19 protein-coding genes and 1 pseudogene are annotated in these 20,260 nt (G+C 62.2%); 4 read left to right on the forward strand and 16 right to left on the reverse strand.

Annotated elements, in window-relative coordinates; all coding sequences use genetic code 11:
* The 10 genes and pseudogenes from E5W87_RS20615 to E5W87_RS20660 form a co-directional block, all read right to left on the reverse strand.
* A pseudogene (locus E5W87_RS20615) lies at window positions 1-638 on the reverse strand (double-strand break repair protein AddB); the annotation flags it as partial.
* Window positions 635-1,405 carry a nucleotidyltransferase family protein gene (locus tag E5W87_RS20620; protein WP_292401507.1) on the reverse strand — a complete coding sequence of 257 codons (771 nt, stop codon included), beginning with the start codon at window positions 1,403-1,405 and terminating at the stop codon, window positions 635-637. The pseudogene E5W87_RS20615 and the gene E5W87_RS20620, both read right to left, overlap by 4 nt.
* Window positions 1,402-2,913: a tRNA (adenosine(37)-N6)-threonylcarbamoyltransferase complex ATPase subunit type 1 TsaE gene (gene tsaE / locus E5W87_RS20625; RefSeq protein WP_292401509.1), complete on the reverse strand. Its 1,512-nt coding sequence runs from the start codon at window positions 2,911-2,913 to the stop codon at window positions 1,402-1,404. Before tsaE ends, E5W87_RS20620 begins: the two co-directional genes overlap by 4 nt.
* A gap of 8 nt (window positions 2,914-2,921) precedes the next feature.
* Window positions 2,922-5,486 (reverse strand): PAS domain-containing sensor histidine kinase, encoded by a 2,565-nt coding sequence (locus E5W87_RS20630; protein ID WP_292401513.1) that lies wholly within the window; start codon window positions 5,484-5,486, stop codon window positions 2,922-2,924.
* 188 nt (window positions 5,487-5,674) lie between these two features.
* Window positions 5,675-7,075: an adenosylhomocysteinase gene (ahcY, locus tag E5W87_RS20635; RefSeq protein ID WP_292401516.1), complete on the reverse strand. Its 1,401-nt coding sequence runs from the start codon at window positions 7,073-7,075 to the stop codon at window positions 5,675-5,677.
* Window positions 7,076-7,281: 206 nt separating this feature from the next.
* Window positions 7,282-7,578 (reverse strand): HPr family phosphocarrier protein, encoded by a 297-nt coding sequence (locus tag E5W87_RS20640; protein ID WP_292401519.1) that lies wholly within the window; start codon window positions 7,576-7,578, stop codon window positions 7,282-7,284.
* A complete protein-coding gene (locus E5W87_RS20645; protein ID WP_029347440.1) occupies window positions 7,575-7,976 on the reverse strand; it encodes a PTS sugar transporter subunit IIA in 402 nt (133 codons plus the stop codon). The genes E5W87_RS20640 and E5W87_RS20645 overlap by 4 nt, the downstream gene beginning before the upstream one ends.
* A 162-nt stretch (window positions 7,977-8,138) precedes the next feature.
* Window positions 8,139-8,585 (reverse strand): HPr kinase/phosphorylase, encoded by a 447-nt coding sequence (locus E5W87_RS20650; RefSeq protein WP_095484473.1) that lies wholly within the window; start codon window positions 8,583-8,585, stop codon window positions 8,139-8,141.
* A gap of 3 nt (window positions 8,586-8,588) precedes the next feature.
* Window positions 8,589-10,370, reverse strand: coding sequence for a sensor histidine kinase (locus E5W87_RS20655; protein ID WP_292401522.1), 1,782 nt, complete (start codon window positions 10,368-10,370; stop codon window positions 8,589-8,591).
* A gap of 132 nt (window positions 10,371-10,502) precedes the next feature.
* On the reverse strand, window positions 10,503-11,204 hold the full coding sequence (locus E5W87_RS20660) for a response regulator transcription factor (protein ID WP_023796909.1): 702 nt from the start codon (window positions 11,202-11,204) through the stop codon (window positions 10,503-10,505).
* A 342-nt stretch (window positions 11,205-11,546) separates the two neighbouring features.
* Between E5W87_RS20660 and E5W87_RS20665 the strand changes: the two genes are divergently transcribed.
* The 4 genes from E5W87_RS20665 (at window position 11,547) to E5W87_RS20680 (ending at window position 15,176) form a co-directional block, all read left to right on the forward strand.
* On the forward strand, window positions 11,547-13,157 hold the full coding sequence (locus E5W87_RS20665) for a phosphoenolpyruvate carboxykinase (protein ID WP_292401526.1): 1,611 nt from the start codon (window positions 11,547-11,549) through the stop codon (window positions 13,155-13,157).
* Between the two features lie 105 nt (window positions 13,158-13,262).
* Window positions 13,263-13,700, forward strand: coding sequence for an alternative ribosome rescue aminoacyl-tRNA hydrolase ArfB (gene arfB / locus E5W87_RS20670; RefSeq protein WP_292179784.1), 438 nt, complete (start codon window positions 13,263-13,265; stop codon window positions 13,698-13,700).
* Window positions 13,701-13,815: 115 nt separating this feature from the next.
* Entirely contained in the window at window positions 13,816-14,289 is a 474-nt protein-coding gene (gene lysM, locus E5W87_RS20675; protein ID WP_292401531.1) for a peptidoglycan-binding protein LysM, read from the forward strand.
* A gap of 269 nt (window positions 14,290-14,558) precedes the next feature.
* Window positions 14,559-15,176, forward strand: coding sequence for an alpha-ketoglutarate-dependent dioxygenase AlkB (locus tag E5W87_RS20680; RefSeq protein WP_292401534.1), 618 nt, complete (start codon window positions 14,559-14,561; stop codon window positions 15,174-15,176).
* On the opposite strand, the gene E5W87_RS20685 is transcribed toward E5W87_RS20680, so the two are convergent.
* The 6 genes from E5W87_RS20685 to E5W87_RS20710 all read right to left on the reverse strand — a co-directional run.
* Window positions 15,139-16,752: a hypothetical protein gene (locus E5W87_RS20685; RefSeq protein WP_292401536.1), complete on the reverse strand. Its 1,614-nt coding sequence runs from the start codon at window positions 16,750-16,752 to the stop codon at window positions 15,139-15,141. The genes E5W87_RS20680 and E5W87_RS20685 overlap by 38 nt on opposite strands.
* Window positions 16,749-17,165: a GtrA family protein gene (locus E5W87_RS20690; RefSeq protein WP_292401539.1), complete on the reverse strand. Its 417-nt coding sequence runs from the start codon at window positions 17,163-17,165 to the stop codon at window positions 16,749-16,751. The genes E5W87_RS20685 and E5W87_RS20690 overlap by 4 nt, the downstream gene beginning before the upstream one ends.
* A 7-nt stretch (window positions 17,166-17,172) precedes the next feature.
* On the reverse strand, window positions 17,173-17,943 hold the full coding sequence (locus E5W87_RS20695) for a class I SAM-dependent methyltransferase (RefSeq protein WP_292401543.1): 771 nt from the start codon (window positions 17,941-17,943) through the stop codon (window positions 17,173-17,175).
* Window positions 17,943-18,950: a glycosyltransferase family 2 protein gene (locus E5W87_RS20700; protein WP_292401546.1), complete on the reverse strand. Its 1,008-nt coding sequence runs from the start codon at window positions 18,948-18,950 to the stop codon at window positions 17,943-17,945. The genes E5W87_RS20695 and E5W87_RS20700 overlap by 1 nt, the downstream gene beginning before the upstream one ends.
* Before the next feature lie 77 nt (window positions 18,951-19,027).
* Entirely contained in the window at window positions 19,028-19,987 is a 960-nt protein-coding gene (gene coaA, locus E5W87_RS20705; protein WP_095484481.1) for a type I pantothenate kinase, read from the reverse strand.
* Between the two features lie 24 nt (window positions 19,988-20,011).
* Window positions 20,012-20,260: phosphoribosyl-ATP diphosphatase (locus E5W87_RS20710; protein ID WP_292401550.1), on the reverse strand; the 249-nt coding region annotated here is incomplete at its 5' end.

A 20,260-nucleotide genomic window follows, 5' to 3' on the forward strand; every position in this document is an offset into this window, starting at 1 on the left:
ATCAAAGCACTGCGATGGGCGGCGGGGTTGGAGCGGTTGCGTTCTTCGAGGAGATTCGGCCAGTTTTCGGTGACGATGCTCAGGAAGTCGAGCGTCACTTGCCACCAGCCGGCAAGGTTGCCGGTGACCAGATCGGCAAGCTTGGTCCAGTCCGTGCCTTCGGTCTCGATCTCGTCCATCAGCCGGGCCAGGTCGCGCGCCAGCCAGATGGCGTCGGCGGCGGAGGCCGGCACGACGATCTCCTCGTCGAAAAGTGCCGCGACATGTGCCGGCAGGCGGCGTTTCCAGGCGCGCACCAGCGGCGCCAGCAGCAGCAGTCGCTCGATCGCGGCGATCGGCGGCGCGAGATCGATCGCAGCCGATGCGTCGGCCTCGAATGCAGCTTCGTCCTCGTCGAACTCGCCGAGCGGACGGATGACCGGCAGGATCGCCGAGCGGCCACCCAGACGGTCGACGAAGACGCCGCGCAGCGCCCGCGCGGCGCGGCGCGTCGGCACATAGATAGTGGCGTCGGCCAACGCCAGCGGGTCGTCGAAGCAGAAATCGGGGACAAGCCGCCCTGACAGCAAGGCCTCGGCCAGCGTCGGCAGAAACGGCGCTCCGGGCGGGATCGAGAAAACGCGGCGGGAGCCGCTCATTTCAACTCAGTGAAGGCGCTGGTCAACTCGGTAACAGCGCTGGGCGACTCAGCAAGAGCGGCGGCGACGGCCGCTTCCGCAAGCGGGATGGCATCGGGCGTGCCGACTGTGATCCAATGGCCGTGCATCGTCATGCCGAACAGGCGGCCGGCAGCAATGGCCGCATCGAAATAGGCGTTGAGCGAGTGCGGACCGGCCGGCGCATCCTTGAAAAGCCTGGGATGGACGATCGCCGCGCCGGCATAGATCAGGCCTGTCGGGTCGCCTTTCGAACGCCGCAAGGTGCGGTCCGGCGACATCAGGAAATCCGTGCCGCCACTGTGTCCGGTTGCTGACTGGAGATCCGCGAGCATCAGCAGAATATCCATTTTCGCCGCGTCCCATGCAAGAGCGAGACGAGCAAGGTTGGGCATGCCGCTGTCGATCCAGAAGGTGTCGGCGTTGACGATGTAAAAGGGAGCCCCTCCCAGTTCCGGCAAAGCATGGACGATACCGCCGGCGGAATCGAGCAGTCTTTCGCTTTCATCGGAAATGACGACTTTCGGGGCGCGGCGCGCGGCGACATGGGCGACGATCTGTTCGGGAAAATAGTGGACGTTGACCATCGCCTTGTCGACGCCGGCCTGCGCCAGGCTGTCCAGGCTCCAGTCGAGCAATGTCTTGCCTGAAATCTTGACCAGCGGCTTCGGCATCGTGTCGGTGATTGGCCGCATGCGCTTTCCCAGCCCGGCGGCAAGCACCATTGCGGTTTTGAGGCGTGCCGTCATAGCGACCGTTCCTCCAGCAGACCGTGGGCGATATAGAAATCGCGCAAGCTGGCCAGCCCGGGATGCGCCAGCGCTCGCCGGAGATAGTCGCGAATGCGCGGCAGGTGTTTTAGATAGTAGGGCTTGCCGTCGCGCTTTTCGAGCCGAACAAAAATGCCGAGTATCTTCGAATTGCGCTGCGCCGCCATGATCGCATAGGTCTCGACGAATTCGTCTTCGTTAAAGGCGCCAGCCTTGTGGCGCGCGGCGATATAGGCATTGAGCGTGCGCTTCTCGATCTCGGGCGAAAGCGTGACGCGCGCATCCATGGCGAGCGAGGCGAGGTCGTAGGCGGATGGGCCGATCAGCGCGTCCTGGACATCGACGATCCCAAGGCGATCGTGACCGGTGCGCTCGCCGCGCCAGATGATGTTGGGCGAATGAAAGTCGCGCAGCATGAGCGTGTATTCGCGCCCCTGCAGCCGGTCGAGGACCGCATTCCATTCCCTGACATAGCCGGCGCGCAAGGCATCGCTTGCCGGGCCGCCTGATATCGCCGGCACATACCAGTCCACCAGCAATTCGGCTTCGATCATCATGGCGTCGCGATCGAAAGGCGGCACGTCGTGAAAGACGCCGGGTGCGGCCTCGATGCGATCGGGCCATGCCTTGCCATGCATCATGGCAAGCAGTTTGGCCGCCGCCGCGTAGCGCTCCGCCACCGGCTGACCATGCTGCCCGAGAAATCCCTCGGAGCCGAGATGCTCAAGCAGAAGAAATCCCTGGTCGAGGTCCTGGGCATGGATTTCCGGGGCGCTGACGCCGCCGGCCCGCAATGCCCGGTCGATGGCGACAAAGGCCACGACGGATTGCGCAGTGTGGGCGATCACCGCATAGGGCTTACCGTCGCGGACCGGTGGCCCGAGCACCAGCGTTGGCGAATTCATCAACACGCGCGGCGGCAAGCCGGCCAGCGAGACGATCTCATAGGAGCGGGCCGAGGCGTCGCCGATAAAATAGCGTCTCTGCGCTTCGCCCCAGCCAGCTCTTTCCAGAAAATCGCGCATGGCCAGCGATCGCACCGCGCGCTCGAAGGCAGCACCTTGTCCCGTCAGTCTCGCCAGGCGGCCATCGCCCTGATGGAGCAGCTCGATCTGGATCGAAGTCTTTGGCAAATAGGCCTCTGCCCGTTCCGGCCATTCCACCAGGGCAGCGCCTTGCGCCAGCGCTTCGTCGAAACCCAGCTCCTCCAGTTCGGACGCCGAGGACAGGCGATAGAGGTCGAAATGATGGACGGGAACGCGCGCCTCATAGCTCTGGACGAGCGTGAAGGTAGGGCTCGGCACGTCGAGACCGGAATCGTCGGTCATTGCCCTGATCAGCGCCCGCGCCAAACTCGACTTGCCGGCGCCGAGATCGCCTTTGAGCGCCAGCACGTCGCCGGGGCGCAGCGACATGGCCAGGTCCTCGCCCAGCCTTGCGGTTGCAGCCTCGTCGGCGAGAAAACGCTCCAGCACCACGCCTGCCATCGAGCGCGCTACTCGGCCGCCGCGCGGATGCCGGACGGCGTGTCGGGAAAGGCACAAATGACCGTGGTGCCCTTGTCCTGGCCGGTCTCGATGCGGACGCTGCCGCCGTGCAGTTCGACAAAGCTCTTGACGATCGACAGGCCGAGGCCGGCGCCGCGCCGGCGGCCGCCATTGGTGCGCGGTTCAAACCGCCGGAACACCGAATCGAGCAGGTCCGGCGGCATGCCGGGACCGTCGTCATGAACGGAGAATTCCACGCCTTCGGCAAGCGAGCGGCAGGCGAGCGTGATGGTGCTCGCCTCCGGGGCGTAGTTCGCGGCATTGCTCAGCAAATTGTAGAGGATCTGGCGGATGCGGATTTCGTCGCCGTGGAACGTCTTTGGCGCGGTGGCCGCGTCAATCTTGAGCCTGATCGCATGCTCCTCCAGCCGGTCGGCAACAAGCTCGGCGGCGGCGGTGATGGTCCGGTCGACGTGAACTTCGGAGATATCGAGTTCCATGATGCCGGCATCCACGGTCGCCAGGTCGAGGATGTCGTTGACGATGGTGAGCAGGACCGAGGAAGACGAGCCGACATGCTCGACATATTCGCGCTGCTTCTGGCTCAATGGTCCGGTCGCCGGCAGCGAAAGAAGCTCGGTGAAACCGATGATGTTGGTCAGCGGCGAGCGCAATTCGTAAGAGACGTGCTGCACGAACTCGTTCTTGAGCTGGTCGGATTTTTCCAGCGCCTCGTTCTTGTCCTTCAGCGCCCGCTCGACATTGACGCTGTCGGTGACGTCGACAAAGGTCATCATCACCTGCCCGTTGGGTAGCGGGATCATCGCGTAACGCAGGACGGTGCCGTTGTTCAGCTCGGTCTGGCCATGGCGGTCACGGCGCTCATCGTCGAAACCGGTGATGGCGGCAACGAACCCGCCCCAGGGAGTGTCGGCGGCGCGCCGGTCGCAAAGATCGCGGATCGTTGAGACGTGAACGTTGGGCTTGGCGGCGTCGGCGTCCAGTCCCCAAAGTGCTGCGAATGCCGGGTTCGACAGTCTGAGCCTTCCGTCGGGGCCGAACACGGCCACGCCTTCGGCAAGGTTGTCGAGCGTCTCGCCCTGGACCCGAACCGCGGTCTGGTAGCGGCTTTCGAGGTCCATCTTCTCGGTCAGGTTCTCGAACACCCAGGTCACGCCGCCCTTGGGCTGCGGATTGGCGACGACGCGGATGGTCTTGCCGTCCGGCAGATGCCACCAATGTTCCTGCGACTCGACCGCGCGATAGGCGCCAAGCAGGCTTTCCTTCCAGCGCCGCCATTCGGGCTGCTCGGCGATCTTGCCCTCGCTGCGCAGCCGGTCGAGCAACAAGGCGTTGTCCGGAGCGCTGTGCAGGAAGCCGCTGTCGAGGCCCCATAGCTTCTGGAACGCCTGGTTGAAAAACCGCAGCTTTTCGTCGGTATCGAAAATCGCCACGGCGGTGTTGAGTTGATCGAGCGTGTCGGCATGGCTCCGCACGGTCCGCTCATATTCGTTACGGATGATCTCGATGGCGCTGGTGTCGCAGGCAAGACCCGCCGAACCATCCGCGCCGGCGAAGTCGGTCACGGCGAACATGCGGCGGTCGCCTTCGATGACGGTGGAAAGCGCCTGCTCGAAGACGGAATGCGACTTGTGCTGCGCAGCGATCGCATCGCGCGCCTGGCCACCCAGGAATTCCTTCGCGTCGCGAACAGCCGCTTCGGCATTTTCCGCTTCGACTGCCTTGGCATAGGCGCGGTTGACCCATTTCAACCGCCCGTCCGCCGCGCGCAGCCATGACGGCATGCTGAGCGCGTCGAGAAGGCCGAGCATCGTGTCATGGTCGGCGGCGAGGCGCTGGTTCTCGATTTTCAGCCTGGCCTCGCTTCGCTGCGTTTCAGACAGCGAGACGAAGCGCACAAGCACATGTGCTGCGCTCTTGCGACCGTGCACTTCGAGCGGCGCACCGGCCTGCGATTCGATGACGAGATCGAACGGCCTCGCCTTTTCCCGCAGTCCCGCCACGGCATTTTCGAGCGCCGCCGCCGAGCGCGGCATCAGCCAACGGCCGAAGGCGAGGAAAGCGGCGCGGTCTTCCGGGGCGCCGCTCTCAATCGGCAATGTCCCGACGAGTTCGGGTTTCTTGTTTTCCGAGGCCCATACGACGACACGCTGGTCGCGCAGATTGAGCAGCGCCTCGGAGCGCCGCAGCGCAGCGTTGACATCGGCTAGGCGGGCTCTGAGTTCGACATTCTGCGCCGAGGTGCGCGCTCTTTCGCGGATCAGGGCGATGGCCGAGACAAGGGCCGCGCCCATGACGCCGACAAACATGGCGAGTTGCATGACCTCGACCGTGGAGACCGACAGCCCGGCTTTTTGCGCAGCAACGGTTTCAGCATGTGCCGCAAAACCGAGCAGCGGGCCGGCGAGCGCGGAAGAAGCAAGCAATTTTCCGACGCGAGCGCCAGCGCACCATAGGAGGCTTCCGCCCCTTGCAGCGGAATCCGTGGTCACCGAATCGTTGTGGCCGCCGGAAACGGCCTGTCCCGCGCGAGGCGGGTTATCCCCCGGCATGTCTTGGTCCTCTTCGCCGCCTGAATGCAAGACCGCCCTGATGCGTGCGTCGGCCCTCGTCCCCGGACCCGCGAATCAGCACCATAGCGCTTGCGCGAATCGGCGTGAAGAATCAATCAGCGCAAAAATAAAGCCGGGCGAAAAGTCAATCGCCCGGCATCAATATCTAGTGGTAATTTAAGCTTTGGTTAATAGCGGTAGTGTTCCGGCTTGAACGGCCCCTGCGGGGTCACGCCGATATAGGCGGCCTGTTCGCCGGACAGTTCGGTAAGGCGGGCGCCAAGCTTGTCGAGATGCAGGCGCGCAACCTTTTCATCGAGATGCTTGGGCAGGACATAGACCTGATTCTCGTACTGGCCGGGCTTGGTGTACAGCTCGATCTGGGCCAGCACCTGGTTGGTGAACGATGCCGACATGACGAAGCTCGGATGGCCGGTGGCGTTGCCGAGATTGAGCAGGCGGCCTTCCGACAACAGGATCATCCGCTTGCCGTCCGGGAAGGTGATCATGTCGACCTGCGGCTTGATGTTGGTCCACTTCAGATTGCGCAGCGACGCCACCTGGATCTCGTTGTCGAAGTGACCGATATTGCCGACGATCACCATGTCCTTGAACGACCGCATGTGGTCGAGGGTGACGACGTCCTTGTTGCCGGTGGTGGTGATGATGATGTCGGCGGTCGGGGCGGCATCTTCGAGCGTGACGACTTCGAAGCCGTCCATCGCCGCCTGCAAGGCGCAGATCGGATCGACCTCGGTGACCTTGACGCGGGCGCCGGCGCCCTTGAGCGACGCCGAAGAACCCTTGCCGACGTCGCCATAGCCGCAGACGACCGCGACCTTGCCGGCCATCATCGTGTCGGTTCCGCGGCGAATGCCGTCGACCAGCGATTCCTTGCAACCATATTTGTTGTCGAATTTCGACTTCGTCACGCTATCGTTGACGTTGATGGCCGGGAACGGCAGCAGGCCCTTCTTCTGCAACTGATAGAGCCGGTTGACGCCGGTCGTCGTCTCTTCGGTGACGCCGCGGATCGCTTCCTTCTGCTTGGTGAAGAAGCCGGGCGAAGCCTTCATGCGCTTCTTGATCTGGGCAAACAGGATTTCTTCCTCCTCGCTGCCCGGATTGGAGAGCACATCCTCGCCGGCTTCGGCGCGCGCGCCGATCAGGATGTACATGGTGGCGTCGCCGCCATCGTCGAGGATCATGTTGGAGGTCCCGCCATCGGCCCACTGGAAGATCCTGTCGGTGTAGACCCAGTAGTCCTCGAGCGTCTCGCCCTTGACGGCGAAGACCGGAATGCCAGCCTCGGCGATGGCCGCGGCCGCATGGTCCTGGGTCGAGAAGATGTTGCAGGAGGCCCAGCGGATATCGGCGCCGAGCACCTTCAGCGTTTCGATCAGCACCGCCGTCTGGATGGTCATGTGCAGCGAACCGGTGATGCGCGCGCCCTTGAGCGGCTGCGCCTTGCCGAATTCCTCACGGCAGGCCATCAGACCCGGCATTTCGGTTTCGGCGATCTCGATCTCCTTGCGGCCCCAGCCGGCAAGCGAGATGTCGGCGATCACATAGTCCTTGCTACCCGTCATGGCAGTGCTCCGATCAAGAATTATCTTCGGGATGCGCCCGCGCCAAAGGCGTGTCGAAGGGCGCGAGTTGCCGGCCTGACTAGCAGATCGCCGGTCGAACGACAATGGGATATAAAGAAATCTTTATCCGTGCATGTCTTTGGAGACGATTTTCGGAAAGCACGATGCGCAAATTCGCGTCCGAAGGACGCGCGGCGCTCTAGGCGTCAGGACTCTTCGCCGAAGCGGGAGGCGACCAGTTGCTCCAGTGCGTCGATGACCTGCTCGGCCTCCGGGCCGCTGGCGGTGACGCGGATCGAATAGCCGGGGCTCGCCGCCAGCATCATCAAACCCATGATCGAGGTGCCGCCGACCTTGACGCCGTCCTTCTCGACATGGACGGAGGCGTCGAAGCCGCTGGCAACCTGAACGAACTTCGCCGAGGCGCGGGCATGCAGGCCACGCTGGTTGACGATTGGAAACTCCCGGACGATGTCATCCTTCTTGGCCGACAGCGCGTTCATTTGCTGCTCAGAAGCTGGCTGGCGACATTGATGTATTTGCGGCCGGCGGCCTGCGCCTCGTCCAGCGCTGCGCTCATATTGTCGCCCTTGCGAATGCTGGACAGCTTGATCAGCATCGGCAGGTTCATGCCGGCAATGACCTCGGTACGACCGGATTCCATCACCGAAATGGCGAGATTGGAGGGCGTGCCGCCGAACATGTCCGTCAAAACGATGACGCCCGCCCCGGTGTCGACACGGGCAACGGCGTCGACGATGTCGCTGCGGCGCTGCTCCATATCGTCATCAGCGCCGATCGCCACGGTCTCGAAACTGTCTTGTGGCCCGACGACATGTTCCACGGCATGGCGGAATTCGGCGGCCAGTTGACCGTGCGTTACAAGCACGAGTCCGATCATTCTTTGGTGGCTCCCGTCATCGCCGCTTCACAGGCGTTTCATACTCGCCGGCCATTTCAGGCGGCGGGAGCGCTATCTTGTCGACGCGGGACGCGTTGACAAGCCCAAAATTGCACAGGCCCAGGCCATTTTGACGCATTGCAGCAAAAAACCGGAACCGGATCATAAAAAAGGCGCGATGGAGAGCCGTGCCATCACCGCCGGCAAGGCCGTGGCGGCGTTGCGCTCGGCAAGGTCGATACGCGGCACGGGACAGCCTGCCACCGGTTCGCTGATTTCCTCCTGGAAACGGGCCATTTCTGCCTTCGGCACCAGCCGGACATGCAGGTCGATCACTCCACCCGGCTCGAACGGCAGCGGGCGCGGCATGAACCCAGGCACTTCGGCGAGACCGGCGATGGTCGCCGGCACGCGACAGACCAGCCGCCCGGCGTGGGCCACGGCGAGCAGCCTGTCGTCGCCTATAAGCCGCGAAAACAGCCCGCGCGCGCGGCAATGATCCAGGAGCGTCAGCGCCAGCGTCGTCTTGCCGGCGCCGGACGGTCCGGTGATGAGGACGCCGCGCTCGCCGATCAGCAGCGCCGTTCCATGAATGTTTTCAGCGCGCACAGATCAGCCTTCTGCCGGCAATGTCACGACGAAGCGCGCGCCCTTGATCTCGCCGGGTTTGGTGCCCGGGATGTTCTCGGCGGTCAGCGTGCCGCCATGGGCTTCGACGATCTGCCTGCTGATCGACAGGCCAAGGCCTGAATTCTGGCCGAACGCCTCGCCGGCCGGCCGGTCGGTATAGAAGCGTTCAAAGATGCGGTCGATGTTGTCGGCTCTTATACCGGGACCATTGTCGTCGATGGTGATGATGTTGACCTTGCCCGCGCGCGCCAGCGAGATAGTGATGTGGCCGCGCTCTTCAGGAACGAAGGAGCGGGCATTTTCGATCAGATTGGTGATGACCTGGCCAATCCTCAGATCGTGGCCGGCGACGAAGTAGCCCTTGACGCCCTGCGGCGGCTTGGCGACCTTGAACTCGATCTCGACCGTCTTCTTGTTGCGCGTGGCCGTGCGCGAAACGTCGACCAGATCAGTGATGAATTTCTTCAAATCGACCGTTCCGGCGTCTTCCCGGGCGAGTTCGGCGTCGAGACGGGAGGCATCGGAAATGTCGGTGATGAGACGGTCCAGCCGCCTGACGTCGTGCTGGATGATATCCATCAGCCGGCTGCGCGAGGTGTCGTTCTTGGCCAGCGGCAGGGTCTCCACTGCACTGCGTAGCGAGGTCAGCGGGTTCTTCAACTCGTGCGAGACGTCAGCCGCGAAACTTTCGATCGCCTCGATGCGAGCGTAGAGCGCATTGGTCATATCGCGCACGGCGATCGACAGATTGCCGATCTCGTCCTGCCGGTCGGAGAAATCGGGGATTTCCTCGCGGTTCTTGACGCCGCGCCGCACCCTGACCGCCGCCGCCGACAGCCGGCGCAGCGGGTTGGCGATGGTCGAGGCGAGCAGCATCGACAGGATGGCGGTGACAAGGGCGGCGATGCCGAAGACGCGCAGGATCGCCTTGCGTTCGGCCGCGACGATCTTGTCGATGTCGCCGCCTTCCGTCGACAGCATCAGCACGCCGAGCACGGCGCGGAAGCGCTGGATCGGCACGGCGACCGAAACGATCTGCTCGCCCTGTTCGGAGATCCGCACGATGGTCGACGGGCTGCCGGTAAGCGCCTTGACGACCTCCGGAAATGCAGCGCCATTGCCGCCCGGCTGTTCATGGTAGACCGGCAGCGCGGTGTTGCGGAAGAAATCGAAGACGAATTTCTGGATGCGTTCCAGAAGGTCGGGCTCTTCCGCGTCGACCGGTGGCAGGTCGTAGCGAAGGATCTGGCCGCGCGAATAGAGATGGCGGGAATCGAGCAGCAAATTGGCGTCGCGGTCATAAATGCGGGCGCGAGTCCGCGTCGGCGAAATCAACCGCCTGAGCACCGGCGCGACGCGCTCCGGATTGATCGGGAAATCCAGATTGTCGAGCTGATCGGAGCCGGGACCCAGGCTTTCGCCGGCCTGCAGCTCCAGCAGTTTCTCTGGATCGATGCTGATCGAATCGGTCTCGACCGTCGCCGACGCCGCGATCGCGCCGGCGATAATCTCGCCCTGGGTCATCAGGCTCTCGACGCGGGCATCGATCAGCCCGTCGCGAAACGTGTTGAGGTAGAGAATGCCGGTGACCAGGACGGCCAGGCCGGCGAGGTTGAGGAAGAGAATGCGCCGCGTCAGGCTGGAAAAGATATGATGGCCGAGGAAGCGGCGCATCGGCACCGTGATCCTCGACAGGAATGCGGGCAGAATCCGCGACGGGCGCCGGCCGCCCGTCCGTCTCACTCGCTCTACGTCCACTGCCATCGAATAGCAGCCCCCGGCTTAGTAATTAGTGAGTAGGCAGTAGGGAATAGAGAAATGGTTGGTGAGATGCTGAGTGGCCGTTCGCACCATCCAAAACTGACTACCGACTATTCCCTACTGCCTATTGCCTATTTACGCTTCGCGGAACCGGTATCCGACTCCGTAAAGGGTTTCGATCATCTCGAAGTCATCATCGACGGCCTTGAACTTCTTGCGGAGCCGCTTGATGTGACTGTCGATGGTGCGGTCATCGACATAGACCTGCTCATCATAGGCCGAATCCATAAGCGCATCACGGCTTTTTACCACGCCGGGACGCTGGGCCAGAGAATGCAGGATCAGGAACTCGGTGACGGTAAGCGTCACCGGCTCGCCCTTCCAGGTGCATGTGTGGCGCTCCTGGTCCATGACAAGCTGGCCGCGCTCGAGCGAACGGGCCTGCTGGTTGGGGGTCTTGGCCGACGCCTCACGGGCGCTGGCACGGCGCAGCACGGCCCGAACCCGCTCGACCAGAAGACGCTGCGAGAAGGGTTTGCGGATGAAGTCGTCGGCGCCCATCTTGAGGCCGAAAAGCTCGTCGATCTCGTCGTCCTTGGACGTCAGGAAGATCACCGGCAGGTCGGATTTCTGGCGCATCCGGCGCAGAAGCTCCATGCCGTCCATGCGCGGCATCTTGATGTCGAGGATGGCGAGATTCGGCGGGCGCGCCGCCAGGCCTTCCAGCGCCGATGCCCCATCCGTGTAGGTTTCGACGCGATACCCCTCCGACTCGAGAGCGATCGACACCGAAGTCAGAATGTTGCGATCGTCGTCGACAAGCGCGATTGTTGCCATTTCAAGCGGCTCCCTCATGAGCTGTCCCTTCTTTGGTCGAGAAGGGGCTTTTGCAGGACAAATTAGGTACAAAATGTGGCACAGGCTCAGTCCGCTGTCACGAGCGGCACGCCGGCGGCCACAATCTCACCTCGATATGGATTGGACTGATAAAGACCGCCAATCCTTTGGGCAACCGCCTGACTTTTTGCATATATAAACGATTTAAACAACTTTCAAAATATTTAAATCGATTAATTATTTGATATCGTTTGGCTTTTCTGGTTCTGACGCTTACAGTCTCCGTCGTGGGGGCTCCGGAAATTTGCCGGCCAGGATGCTCAAATCGAAGAAGGAACCCTCATGTCGGAAGCCGGCAAACGCAATCCCGCATGGGCGATCGATCGGATCGGCCTGAAAACCACGGGCGCGGTGCGCTATAATTTCGGCGTGGCGGCCCTGTACGAGGAAGCGATCCGCCGCGGCGAGGCCCGAATAACCGCGCATGGCGCGCTCATCGCCGAAACCGGGCAGCACACCGGCCGCTCGCCCAAGGACAAATTCATCGTGCGCGACGAGACCACCGGGCCGCATGTGTGGTGGGACAACAACAAGGCGATTTCGCCGTCCCAGTTCGACACGCTGCTCGCCGATTTTCGCGCCCATGCGGCGGACAAGGATCTTTATGTGCAAGATCTGATCGGCGGCGCCGACGAGAACTTGAAGCTGACGACCAGGGTCGTCACGGAACTTGCCTGGCACTCCTTGTTCATCCGCAATCTGCTCATTCGTCCGGAAGCCGCCGAGCTCGAGCATTTCGTGCCTGACATGACGATCATCGACCTGCCGTCGTTCCGCGCCGATCCCGTCCGCCATGGCACCCGCACCGAAACGGTGATCGCCGTCGATCTTTCGCGCATGATCGTGCTGATCGGCGGCACCTCCTATGCCGGCGAAATGAAGAAGTCGGTGTTCACCGTGCTCAACTATCTGTTGCCGGCGAAGGGCGTGATGCCGATGCATTGCTCGGCCAATGAAGGCGCCGGCGGAGACGCGGCCGTCTTCTTCGGGCTCTCGGGAACCGGCAAGACGACGCTGTCGGCCGACCCGTCGCGCACGCTGGTCGGCGACGACGAGCACGGCTGGGGTCCGGATGGCATCTTCAATTTCGAAGGCGGCTGCTATGCCAAGACGATAAAGCTCTCGGCCGAGGCCGAGCCGGAGATCTTCGCCACCACCCGACGCTTCGGGACGGTGCTGGAGAATGTGGTGCTCGACGCGGACTGTGTGCCGGATTTCGACGACGGCAGTCTCACCGAAAACACGCGCTGCGCCTATCCGCTCGACTTCATCCCCAACGCCAGCAAGACGGGCCGCGCCGGTCACCCGAAAAACATCATCATGCTGACAGCCGACGCATTCGGCGTGATGCCGCCAATTGCCCGGCTAACCGCGGCTCAGGCGATGTATCATTTCCTCTCCGGCTATACCGCCAAGGTGGCAGGGACCGAGAAGGGCGTCACCGATCCCGAAGCGACGTTTTCGACCTGTTTCGGCGCACCGTTCATGCCACGCCATCCGTCGGAATACGGCAATCTGCTGCGCGAGCTGATCGCCCATCACGGCGTCGACTGCTGGCTGGTCAACACCGGCTGGACCGGCGGCGCCTATGGCACCGGCAAGCGGATGCCGATCAAGGCAACGCGGGCGCTGCTTGCCGCGGCACTCGACGGCTCGCTGAAAGGGGCCGATTTCCGCACCGACGCCAATTTCGGTTTCGATGTGCCGGTGGCGGTCGCGGGCGTCGACCGCGCCATTCTCGATCCGAGATCGACCTGGGCCGACACATCAGCCTATGACCTGCAGGCGGCGAGGCTGGTCGGCATGTTCGCCATCAATTTCGAAAAATTCGAACCTCATGTCGACGCCATTGTGCTCGGCGCTGCGCCGCGCATGCGCGAAGCCGCGGAATAATCGCCGGCTGGGTATCTGAACCTCAAGGCCCGGACCGGGATCGGGAAGGCCCGACCCGGGGGATCGGGCCTTTTCTTTTTTCCTCCGCCGCGCCATGACTGCGGCATGAATGCTGACGACAAGATCATCATTGCCGACGATGCGGTGATCCATCCGGATGACCTGCACGAGGATTTCATCCGCTCGTCCGGCCCGGGCGGCCAGAACGTCAACAAGGTGGCGACGGCGGTGCAACTGCGTTTCGATGCGGCGAATGCGCCCGGCCTGTCGGAGCGCGTCCGCGCGCGAACCATAAAGCTGGCCGGCCAGCGCGCCACCAAGGACGGCGTCATCGTCATCGAGGCTGGACGCTTCCGTACGCAAGAGCAGAACCGGGCGGACGCCCGCGCGCGGCTTGCGGAACTGGTCGCCAAGGCCGCCGAACCGCCGCCGCCGCCGCGCAAGAAGACGAGGCCGTCGAAAGGCGCGGTCGAAAGGCGGCTGAAGACCAAGGCTGGACGCGGCACCATCAAGAAACTGCGTGGCCGGGTGGACGACGATTAGAGCGACGCGCGTCCACGATGCGGTAGGCGCGACATCGATCCCGCGCTCGAGACAGCTTCCAATTAAAGGTTGCAGATGGCAAGTTTGGTATTCGCCACAGCAAGGGAGACCACAGATGGGCATGTTTGATTTCGTCAAGGGCGTCGGCAAGAAGCTCGGCTTCGGCGACGATGAGCCGGAACCGACCGCCGATACTCTCAAGAAGGAACTCGATTCGCACGCGCTCGGCACCGACAATGTGGAAGTCGTCGTCAAAGGCGATACGGCCGTCCTGAAGGGCGTGGTCAAGGATCAATCGATCTTCGAAAAGGCGGTCATCGCCGTCGGCAACACGCTCGGCGTGTCCAAGGTGCAAGCGGACGAATTGCAGGTCGCCGCCCCCGAGGCCGGCACGCCTGCTGCCCCGGCCAAGGAACCGACCTTCTACACGGTCAAGAAAGGCGACAACCTCTGGAAGATCGCCGAAAAGAGCTACGGCAAGGGCAAGGGCGCGAAGAACACGAGCATTTTCGAAGCCAACAAGCCGATGCTGACCCACCCGGACAAGATCTATCCGGGGCAAGTCCTGCGCATACCGGATCTCGACTAAGGTATGTTGATATTCAGGTGATGCCGGCCTGCAAACGGCGGTTTCCTGCGCTTCCGGTGCTCACGTACTTAAGTACGCTCCGCTCCGGTTCTCGGAAACCACCTGTTTGGTCGCTTCGCGCCCGTCTTCGACTCCGGCTCGGCCTGACCTGAATCTCACCACACCTTGAGCTGGCGATTGCCATCCAAGGACAAGAACGGCGGCTTTCGGGTCGCTGTTTTCATTTGATGGTGGCATTCTGGTATTCCAGGCCAACGGATCAAGCGACCATGCTCGTTCTGCCCAAAGGCGTCCGCCACATGCCCGGCTATCTGTCCCGCGCGGTGCAGGAAGCACTGGTCGAGGATGTGAGGCGGGTCGTGCAGGAGGCTCCCCTGTTCGTGCCGGCCATGCCGCGCACCGGCAAGGAGATGAGCGTGCGCATGACCAATTGCGGCCCGCTCGGCTGGGTCACCGACAAGGAGCACGGCTATCGCTACCAGCCGACGCACCCGGTGACCGGAACGCCCTGGCCGCCGATCCCGGACGTGCTGCTGCAGCTGTGGCGGGACGTGTCTGCCTATCCGCATCCGCCGGAGGCTTGCCTGGTCAATTTCTATTCGCCGGACGCGAAGATGGGCCTTCATCAGGATCGCGACGAGATCGATCTCTCCGCGCCGGTCGTCTCCGTCTCACTCGGCGACGATTGCCTGTTCAGGGTCGGCCAAAGCACGCGCGAAGGGGCGACCCGATCGTTCAGGCTGAAAAGCGGCGACGTCGTCGTGCTCGGTGGCGAAGGCCGCCTCTGTTTCCACGGCGTCGACCGTATCTATCCCTCGACCTCGGCATTGCTCAGGAATGGCGGACGGATCAATCTGACGCTGAGGCGGGTGACGACACCGACGTGACGCGCCCGACCGTCAACGGGCCGGGGCGGACATAGTCTTCGCGTAGATAGATGCGCAGGGTATTGTCTTCGACGAGCACACGGTAATGGGCCAGGATGGCGCCAAAGCCAAAATGCTCGATCAGTTGGCTTATCCAGTAGGTATCGCCTTTCTGGACGATGACTACATCCGGGCGCAGGCGCTCAAATTCTTCACGCTTGCTTTCGGCGTAGCGCACCATGATGGCTTGGTAACGCGTCGCCTCGGCGGTATCGCCGGAGACGGTCGCCCGCCGGGACAGATAGAGCGAGAAAGCTCCGAGCCAATCGCTGACATGTGTCGAAACGTAACGACCGTCGATCACGCGATCGAGTGGATGTCCAGCGGCCATGTCTGAACCGATCAAAGCCACCGTCGGCCGATCGGTCGCAGTGCGAATGGCGGCAGCCAGCGCAGGGTCTGGCTTCTGGGTGCTCCAGTTCGGAATGAAAGCGATCGCAACCCCGATTAACATCAGGGCACGAGAAGGAGCAGCCATAGGAGGCAGAAGCCGTGTCGATCGTCGCTGGTTTCGAAGCAAAGCCAGCAGGCACAGAATGGTTGCTACGGCGCAAAAAATTGCGGGATAGGCGTGATAGGCCCAGCCCTTTGCCTGATAGAACAGCGGAAACATGCCGGCGATCGATGCGGCCAGCGCTACCGCCGCCAGCTCCGGAAATCGCCCGGCTGGCCACAGCCGCCAGATCAGGAACATAAGAAAACACCACGTGGGCCCGTAGCAGATCACATTATGCAGAAAGACACGGATTTGCGCATAAACATCCGCCATCAGGGGGTAAACGTCGCGCAGGAATTCCGGGTATACCAGCGTGACTGCGCTGAGATAGGCGACGCAAACCGCCCCGATGACCCAGTGTTCCGGAGCGAAGAACGACCTCAGGCTGCGCCGATGCGCAGCAACGAGCAGTGCCGGCGCCAGCACCATGATGGCGTAGTAGGGTTTGATCAGCAGTAGTATGCTACCCGACAGCCCGGCAAGCACGGCAAGGCCTAAACTTGGTGGTGACGCTGCATCTTTCCGCGCACGCCAGGCATGAAGGGCCAACAGCGGCATGAAAAACGCAATGCCGATGTGTTCTCGCTCGCTGAAGACGTTTCCGGGAAAGATTACCAGCACTGCGTAAAAGGCGGGTGCCATGGCAAACAGGGACGCTGTTTCGGCGAAATCCGCACGCTTGATGATTATGCCAGAGAATGAAAGCCCGATCAGTGCGGCGAGGTACGTCCAGGCCTGAACCAGGATTTCCGGCGCGATCCCCAGCAACTTGGCCGCAGCGACCGGCGGAAAATAGAGCCATACGCTGAACGGAGGATTGGTTTCATAGATCTGGGAATAGAGCCGTTCACCCGAGAGCATGCGCTCGCAGACCGTGATCAGCCAGCTCGTGTCTGGAATGGTTCCCCAGCGCATCTGATAGACGATCGAGAAGGCCGTTATCGCAGCTAAGGCAAGGGTATTGCGACTGGAGAAGAGCGGCGCCGTTGAATCCTCACTTCGCCACTGGTTCAAGGCGCCAACGTCGTTTGAGACACTCATGATGTTGCCCGCATCTTCCGGCCTGAGGTGAACACCCATCGAGCGAGGACGAAATAGTTGATCGCCGGCACGACGACACAAATAATGGCGATCGACAGCACGGGGGGCGCGCCCAGGCCTTCGACCAGGATCAGCGGCAACAACCAGGAAAGACCAAGCCCCGATGCGGTCAGCAGCGAAAACCGGAGGACTTCGAATGCATGCGCCCCCGGCGATACAAAGGTCACGTATTTGTGGCCCGCATAGGAAAACATCGCGGCGATGACATAGGCTGCGACGGAAGCCGACGCCGCTGGCATGGCGACGGTTGGAAGCGCGGACAGCAGGAAAGCGCAGACGGCATAGATCAGCGTCGATGCAATCCCGATCAGGGCAAAGCGCGACAGGCGACGATACGAGCCAGTAGCCGACATGGCGCGGTCAGGCTGCCAGTTTCTCGTCGAAGCGACCGGTTTCGACGGCGCCGTCCTTGCGAAACACCGCCAGCAGCGAAACACCAAACGGCAGGCTTGCGTTTGGCACGATCCGGCCCTCCGCCGAAAACACAGCCTTCATCGCTGCATTGAGCGGCTTCGGCGGCGTCGCGTGGCCCGCTGGCCTGGCCGGTTTGCGCAGCCTGTCCACCAGTCGTGCCAACACTGCTGCGGGAAACAGCGCGGCATTGGTATAGCTCAGCCGGTCGATCGTAAAGCCGGCCTTTTCAATGCGCTCACGCAGCAGATTGCGGGAATAGCGCCGCATGTGGTGCAACCCCACATCGTGGATGCTCCATAGCCATTGATGTGCGGGCACCGTAAGGATGACGCGGCCGCCTGGTTTCAGCATTTGGCGGATTGCGGCCAGCGATGCTTCGTCCTCCGCGACATGTTCCAGTACGTCGAACAGGCAGATGAGGTCGCAGCTTTGCGGCGCGACAGGAATATTGTCCGGCAGATGGCCGGCGAGAAAGTCGCGGCCGGTCTTTTCCCCGGCGATCTCGCGCGCGAGATCACTCATTTCCACTGCCGTCACCGCGCCGAACTGTTCCAGCATCTGGATGTTGCCACCGGTGCCAGCGCCGATCTCGACGATGCGCGCCTTTGCCGGCAAGTCGAGGTGGCGAATGACCGCCTCCGCGATGGCACGCCGCCCACAGAACCACCAATGCTCGTCTTCGGTAGCGGCCATCTGTCGGTAGGCGTCGAGCTCCATCAGTTCATCCCCTCATATTTGCGACGCACGATGTAGATCGGACGCTGCTTGATCTCGGCGTAGACCCTGCCGAGATACTGTCCGATGATGCCGATGCCGAGCAATTGGATGCCGCCAAGGAAAAGAACACTGACCAGCAGCGAAGCGTAGCCTGGCACGTCCGCGCCAAAGATCATCGTCTTGGCGACGATCAGCAGGCCGTAGAGAAACGACAATGCCGAGATCGTCGCGCCGACATAGGTCCAGATTTCAAGCGGCGCGGTGGAGAAGCTGGTGATGCCTTCGAGCGCGAAGTTCCACAGCCTCCAGCCGGAGAATTTCGACTGACCGGCGATGCGCCGATCGCGGACATATTCGACGGTTGCAGTGCGGAAGCCCACCCAGGCGAACAGGCCCTTCATGAAACGACGGCGTTCGGGCAAGGAGCGCAGCGCTTCGATGACCTGACGATCGATCAACCTGAAGTCGCCGACATCGTGCGGGATCTTCTGCTGTGCGATCCAATTGTGAACGCGGTAGAAGGTCGAGGCGGAGCGCTGCTTTAGAAAACTGTCGCTCGACCGATTGGCTCGCTTGGCCAGAACGACCTCGAAACCCTCGCGCCATTTTTCGACAAGCAGCGGAATGACATGCGGCGGGTCCTGCAGGTCGACATCCATGGGAATTGCGGCATCGGCATCGCAGCTGTCGAGACCGGCGGTCATCGCGGCCTCCTTGCCGAAATTGCGTGAGAGGTCGATCACCCGAATACGCGGATCGGCTTGCCGGGCTTCGATCAGCCGTTCGAGTGTCGCGTCGCTGCTGCCGTCATTGACGAAGATGAGATCGAAGGTAACGCCATTTTCCTGCAGCGGATCGATGCTTTCGCATACGGCCTTCAGAAATGGGGCGATCGCGCCTTCCTCGTTATGCACCGGCACGATCAGCGCAATCGTGGCGGTCCCGCTCCCCGGATGGGCGACACGGTCAGCTGCCGGTCGATCAATATGAAGGAAAGGCGCGTTCATTGTTTGCCGGAGCCCGCAGATCAGGCTCGACAATAGAAAGGCTGGGTTAAGATGACTTTAAGGAATGGCTCGGAATTTCACAGCTTCCTGAGCGCCACTTCCTCGACCAGGTGATTGGCGCCCTTGCGCAGGATGAGATCGGCGCGGGCTCGCGTCGGCAGGATGTTCTCGCGCAAATTCTTCAGGTTGATGTTGGCCCACAAGCCTTCGGCGATGGCGCGAGCCGCTGCTTGCGAAAGTTGCGAATAGCGGTGGAAGAAGGAATCCGGGTTGCGGAAGGCCGTCTCGCGCAGCCGCATGAAGCGGGCGATGTACCAGTGATGGATCAGCTCCTCTTCGGCATCGATATAGATGGCGAAGTCGAAGAAATCCGACAGGAAAGGCACGATCTTGCCGTCCTTCGGCAGCTTGCCGGGCTGAAGCACGTTGATGCCTTCGAAGATCAATATGTCCGGCCGGTCGATGGTCTGGAACTCGCCGGGAATGACGTCGTAAGTCAGGTGCGAATAAACAGGCGCGCGGACATTGCGCTGCGCCGATTTGATGCCCGACAGGAAACGCAGCAGGGCGCCGACGTCATAGCTGTCGGGAAAGCCCTTGCGTTCCATCAGGTTGTTGCGGCGCAGGATTTCGTTGGGAAGCAGGAAGCCGTCGGTGGTGATCAGATCGACCTTGGGGCTCGACGGCCAGCGCGCCAGCAATTCCTTGAGCACGCGCGCCGTGGTCGATTTGCCGACCGCGACAGAGCCCGCAATGCCGATGATGAAGGGCGTTTTGACGATATCCACCGCATTGAAGAAGGCCTGGCGCTGCCTGAACAGCAGCTGGCTCGCCTCGACATGGGCCGACAAAAGCCGCGACAGCGAAAGATAGATGCGCTTGACCTCTTCGAGGTCGACCGGGTCGTTGAGCGAGCGCAGGCGACGGATCTCGTCCGCGCCGAGCGTCATCGGGGTGTCGGCGCGGAACTGCGACCATTGCTCCGCCGAGAAGAAACGAAAGGGTGAGTATTTCTCGGTGGGGGCGAGCTGGTCCATCGAGTTTCCTACCCTCCGCAGCGATCAGCCCCGGTCCTGCCGAGACGCCTTTTCGGCGATGCCCGAACGACTGGTGCGGCGCTCGAGTTCGGTCAGGACATCGGCAAGCGGAATGCCGGCGACACCCAGAACGACGAGCCAATGATAGATGAGATCGGCGCTTTCCGAAACGAGCGCTTGTCTGTCACCGCCAACGGCCGCGATCACTGTTTCGACCGCCTCTTCGCCGAACTTCTGCGCCGCCTTGTCGATGCCGCGCGCGAACAGCTTTGC

The sequence above is a fragment of the Mesorhizobium sp. genome (assembly GCF_004962925.1).
Taxonomy (GTDB): domain Bacteria; phylum Pseudomonadota; class Alphaproteobacteria; order Rhizobiales; family Rhizobiaceae; genus Mesorhizobium.

Bases quoted from the DNA above. Each gene is read 5' to 3' on its own strand.
- E5W87_RS20695 (WP_292401543.1), bottom strand. From the start codon at position 17,943: ATGGAGCTCGACGCCTACCGACAGATGGCCGCTACCGAAGACGAGCAT.
- E5W87_RS20680 (WP_292401534.1), top strand. From the start codon at position 14,559: ATGCTCGTTCTGCCCAAAGGCGTCCGCCACATGCCCGGCTATCTGTCC.
- E5W87_RS20645 (WP_029347440.1), bottom strand. From the start codon at position 7,976: ATGATCGGACTCGTGCTTGTAACGCACGGTCAACTGGCCGCCGAATTC.
- E5W87_RS20660 (WP_023796909.1), bottom strand. From the start codon at position 11,204: ATGGCAACAATCGCGCTTGTCGACGACGATCGCAACATTCTGACTTCG.
- E5W87_RS20620 (WP_292401507.1), bottom strand. From the start codon at position 1,405: ATGACGGCACGCCTCAAAACCGCAATGGTGCTTGCCGCCGGGCTGGGA.
- E5W87_RS20700 (WP_292401546.1), bottom strand. From the start codon at position 18,950: ATGAACGCGCCTTTCCTTCATATTGATCGACCGGCAGCTGACCGTGTC.
- lysM (WP_292401531.1), top strand. From the start codon at position 13,816: ATGGGCATGTTTGATTTCGTCAAGGGCGTCGGCAAGAAGCTCGGCTTC.
- tsaE (WP_292401509.1), bottom strand. From the start codon at position 2,913: ATGGCAGGCGTGGTGCTGGAGCGTTTTCTCGCCGACGAGGCTGCAACC.
- arfB (WP_292179784.1), top strand. From the start codon at position 13,263: ATGAATGCTGACGACAAGATCATCATTGCCGACGATGCGGTGATCCAT.
- E5W87_RS20630 (WP_292401513.1), bottom strand. From the start codon at position 5,486: ATGCCGGGGGATAACCCGCCTCGCGCGGGACAGGCCGTTTCCGGCGGC.
- ahcY (WP_292401516.1), bottom strand. From the start codon at position 7,075: ATGACGGGTAGCAAGGACTATGTGATCGCCGACATCTCGCTTGCCGGC.
- E5W87_RS20685 (WP_292401536.1), bottom strand. From the start codon at position 16,752: ATGAGTGTCTCAAACGACGTTGGCGCCTTGAACCAGTGGCGAAGTGAG.
- E5W87_RS20665 (WP_292401526.1), top strand. From the start codon at position 11,547: ATGTCGGAAGCCGGCAAACGCAATCCCGCATGGGCGATCGATCGGATC.
- E5W87_RS20640 (WP_292401519.1), bottom strand. From the start codon at position 7,578: ATGAACGCGCTGTCGGCCAAGAAGGATGACATCGTCCGGGAGTTTCCA.
- E5W87_RS20690 (WP_292401539.1), bottom strand. From the start codon at position 17,165: ATGTCGGCTACTGGCTCGTATCGTCGCCTGTCGCGCTTTGCCCTGATC.
- E5W87_RS20655 (WP_292401522.1), bottom strand. From the start codon at position 10,370: ATGGCAGTGGACGTAGAGCGAGTGAGACGGACGGGCGGCCGGCGCCCG.
- coaA (WP_095484481.1), bottom strand. From the start codon at position 19,987: ATGGACCAGCTCGCCCCCACCGAGAAATACTCACCCTTTCGTTTCTTC.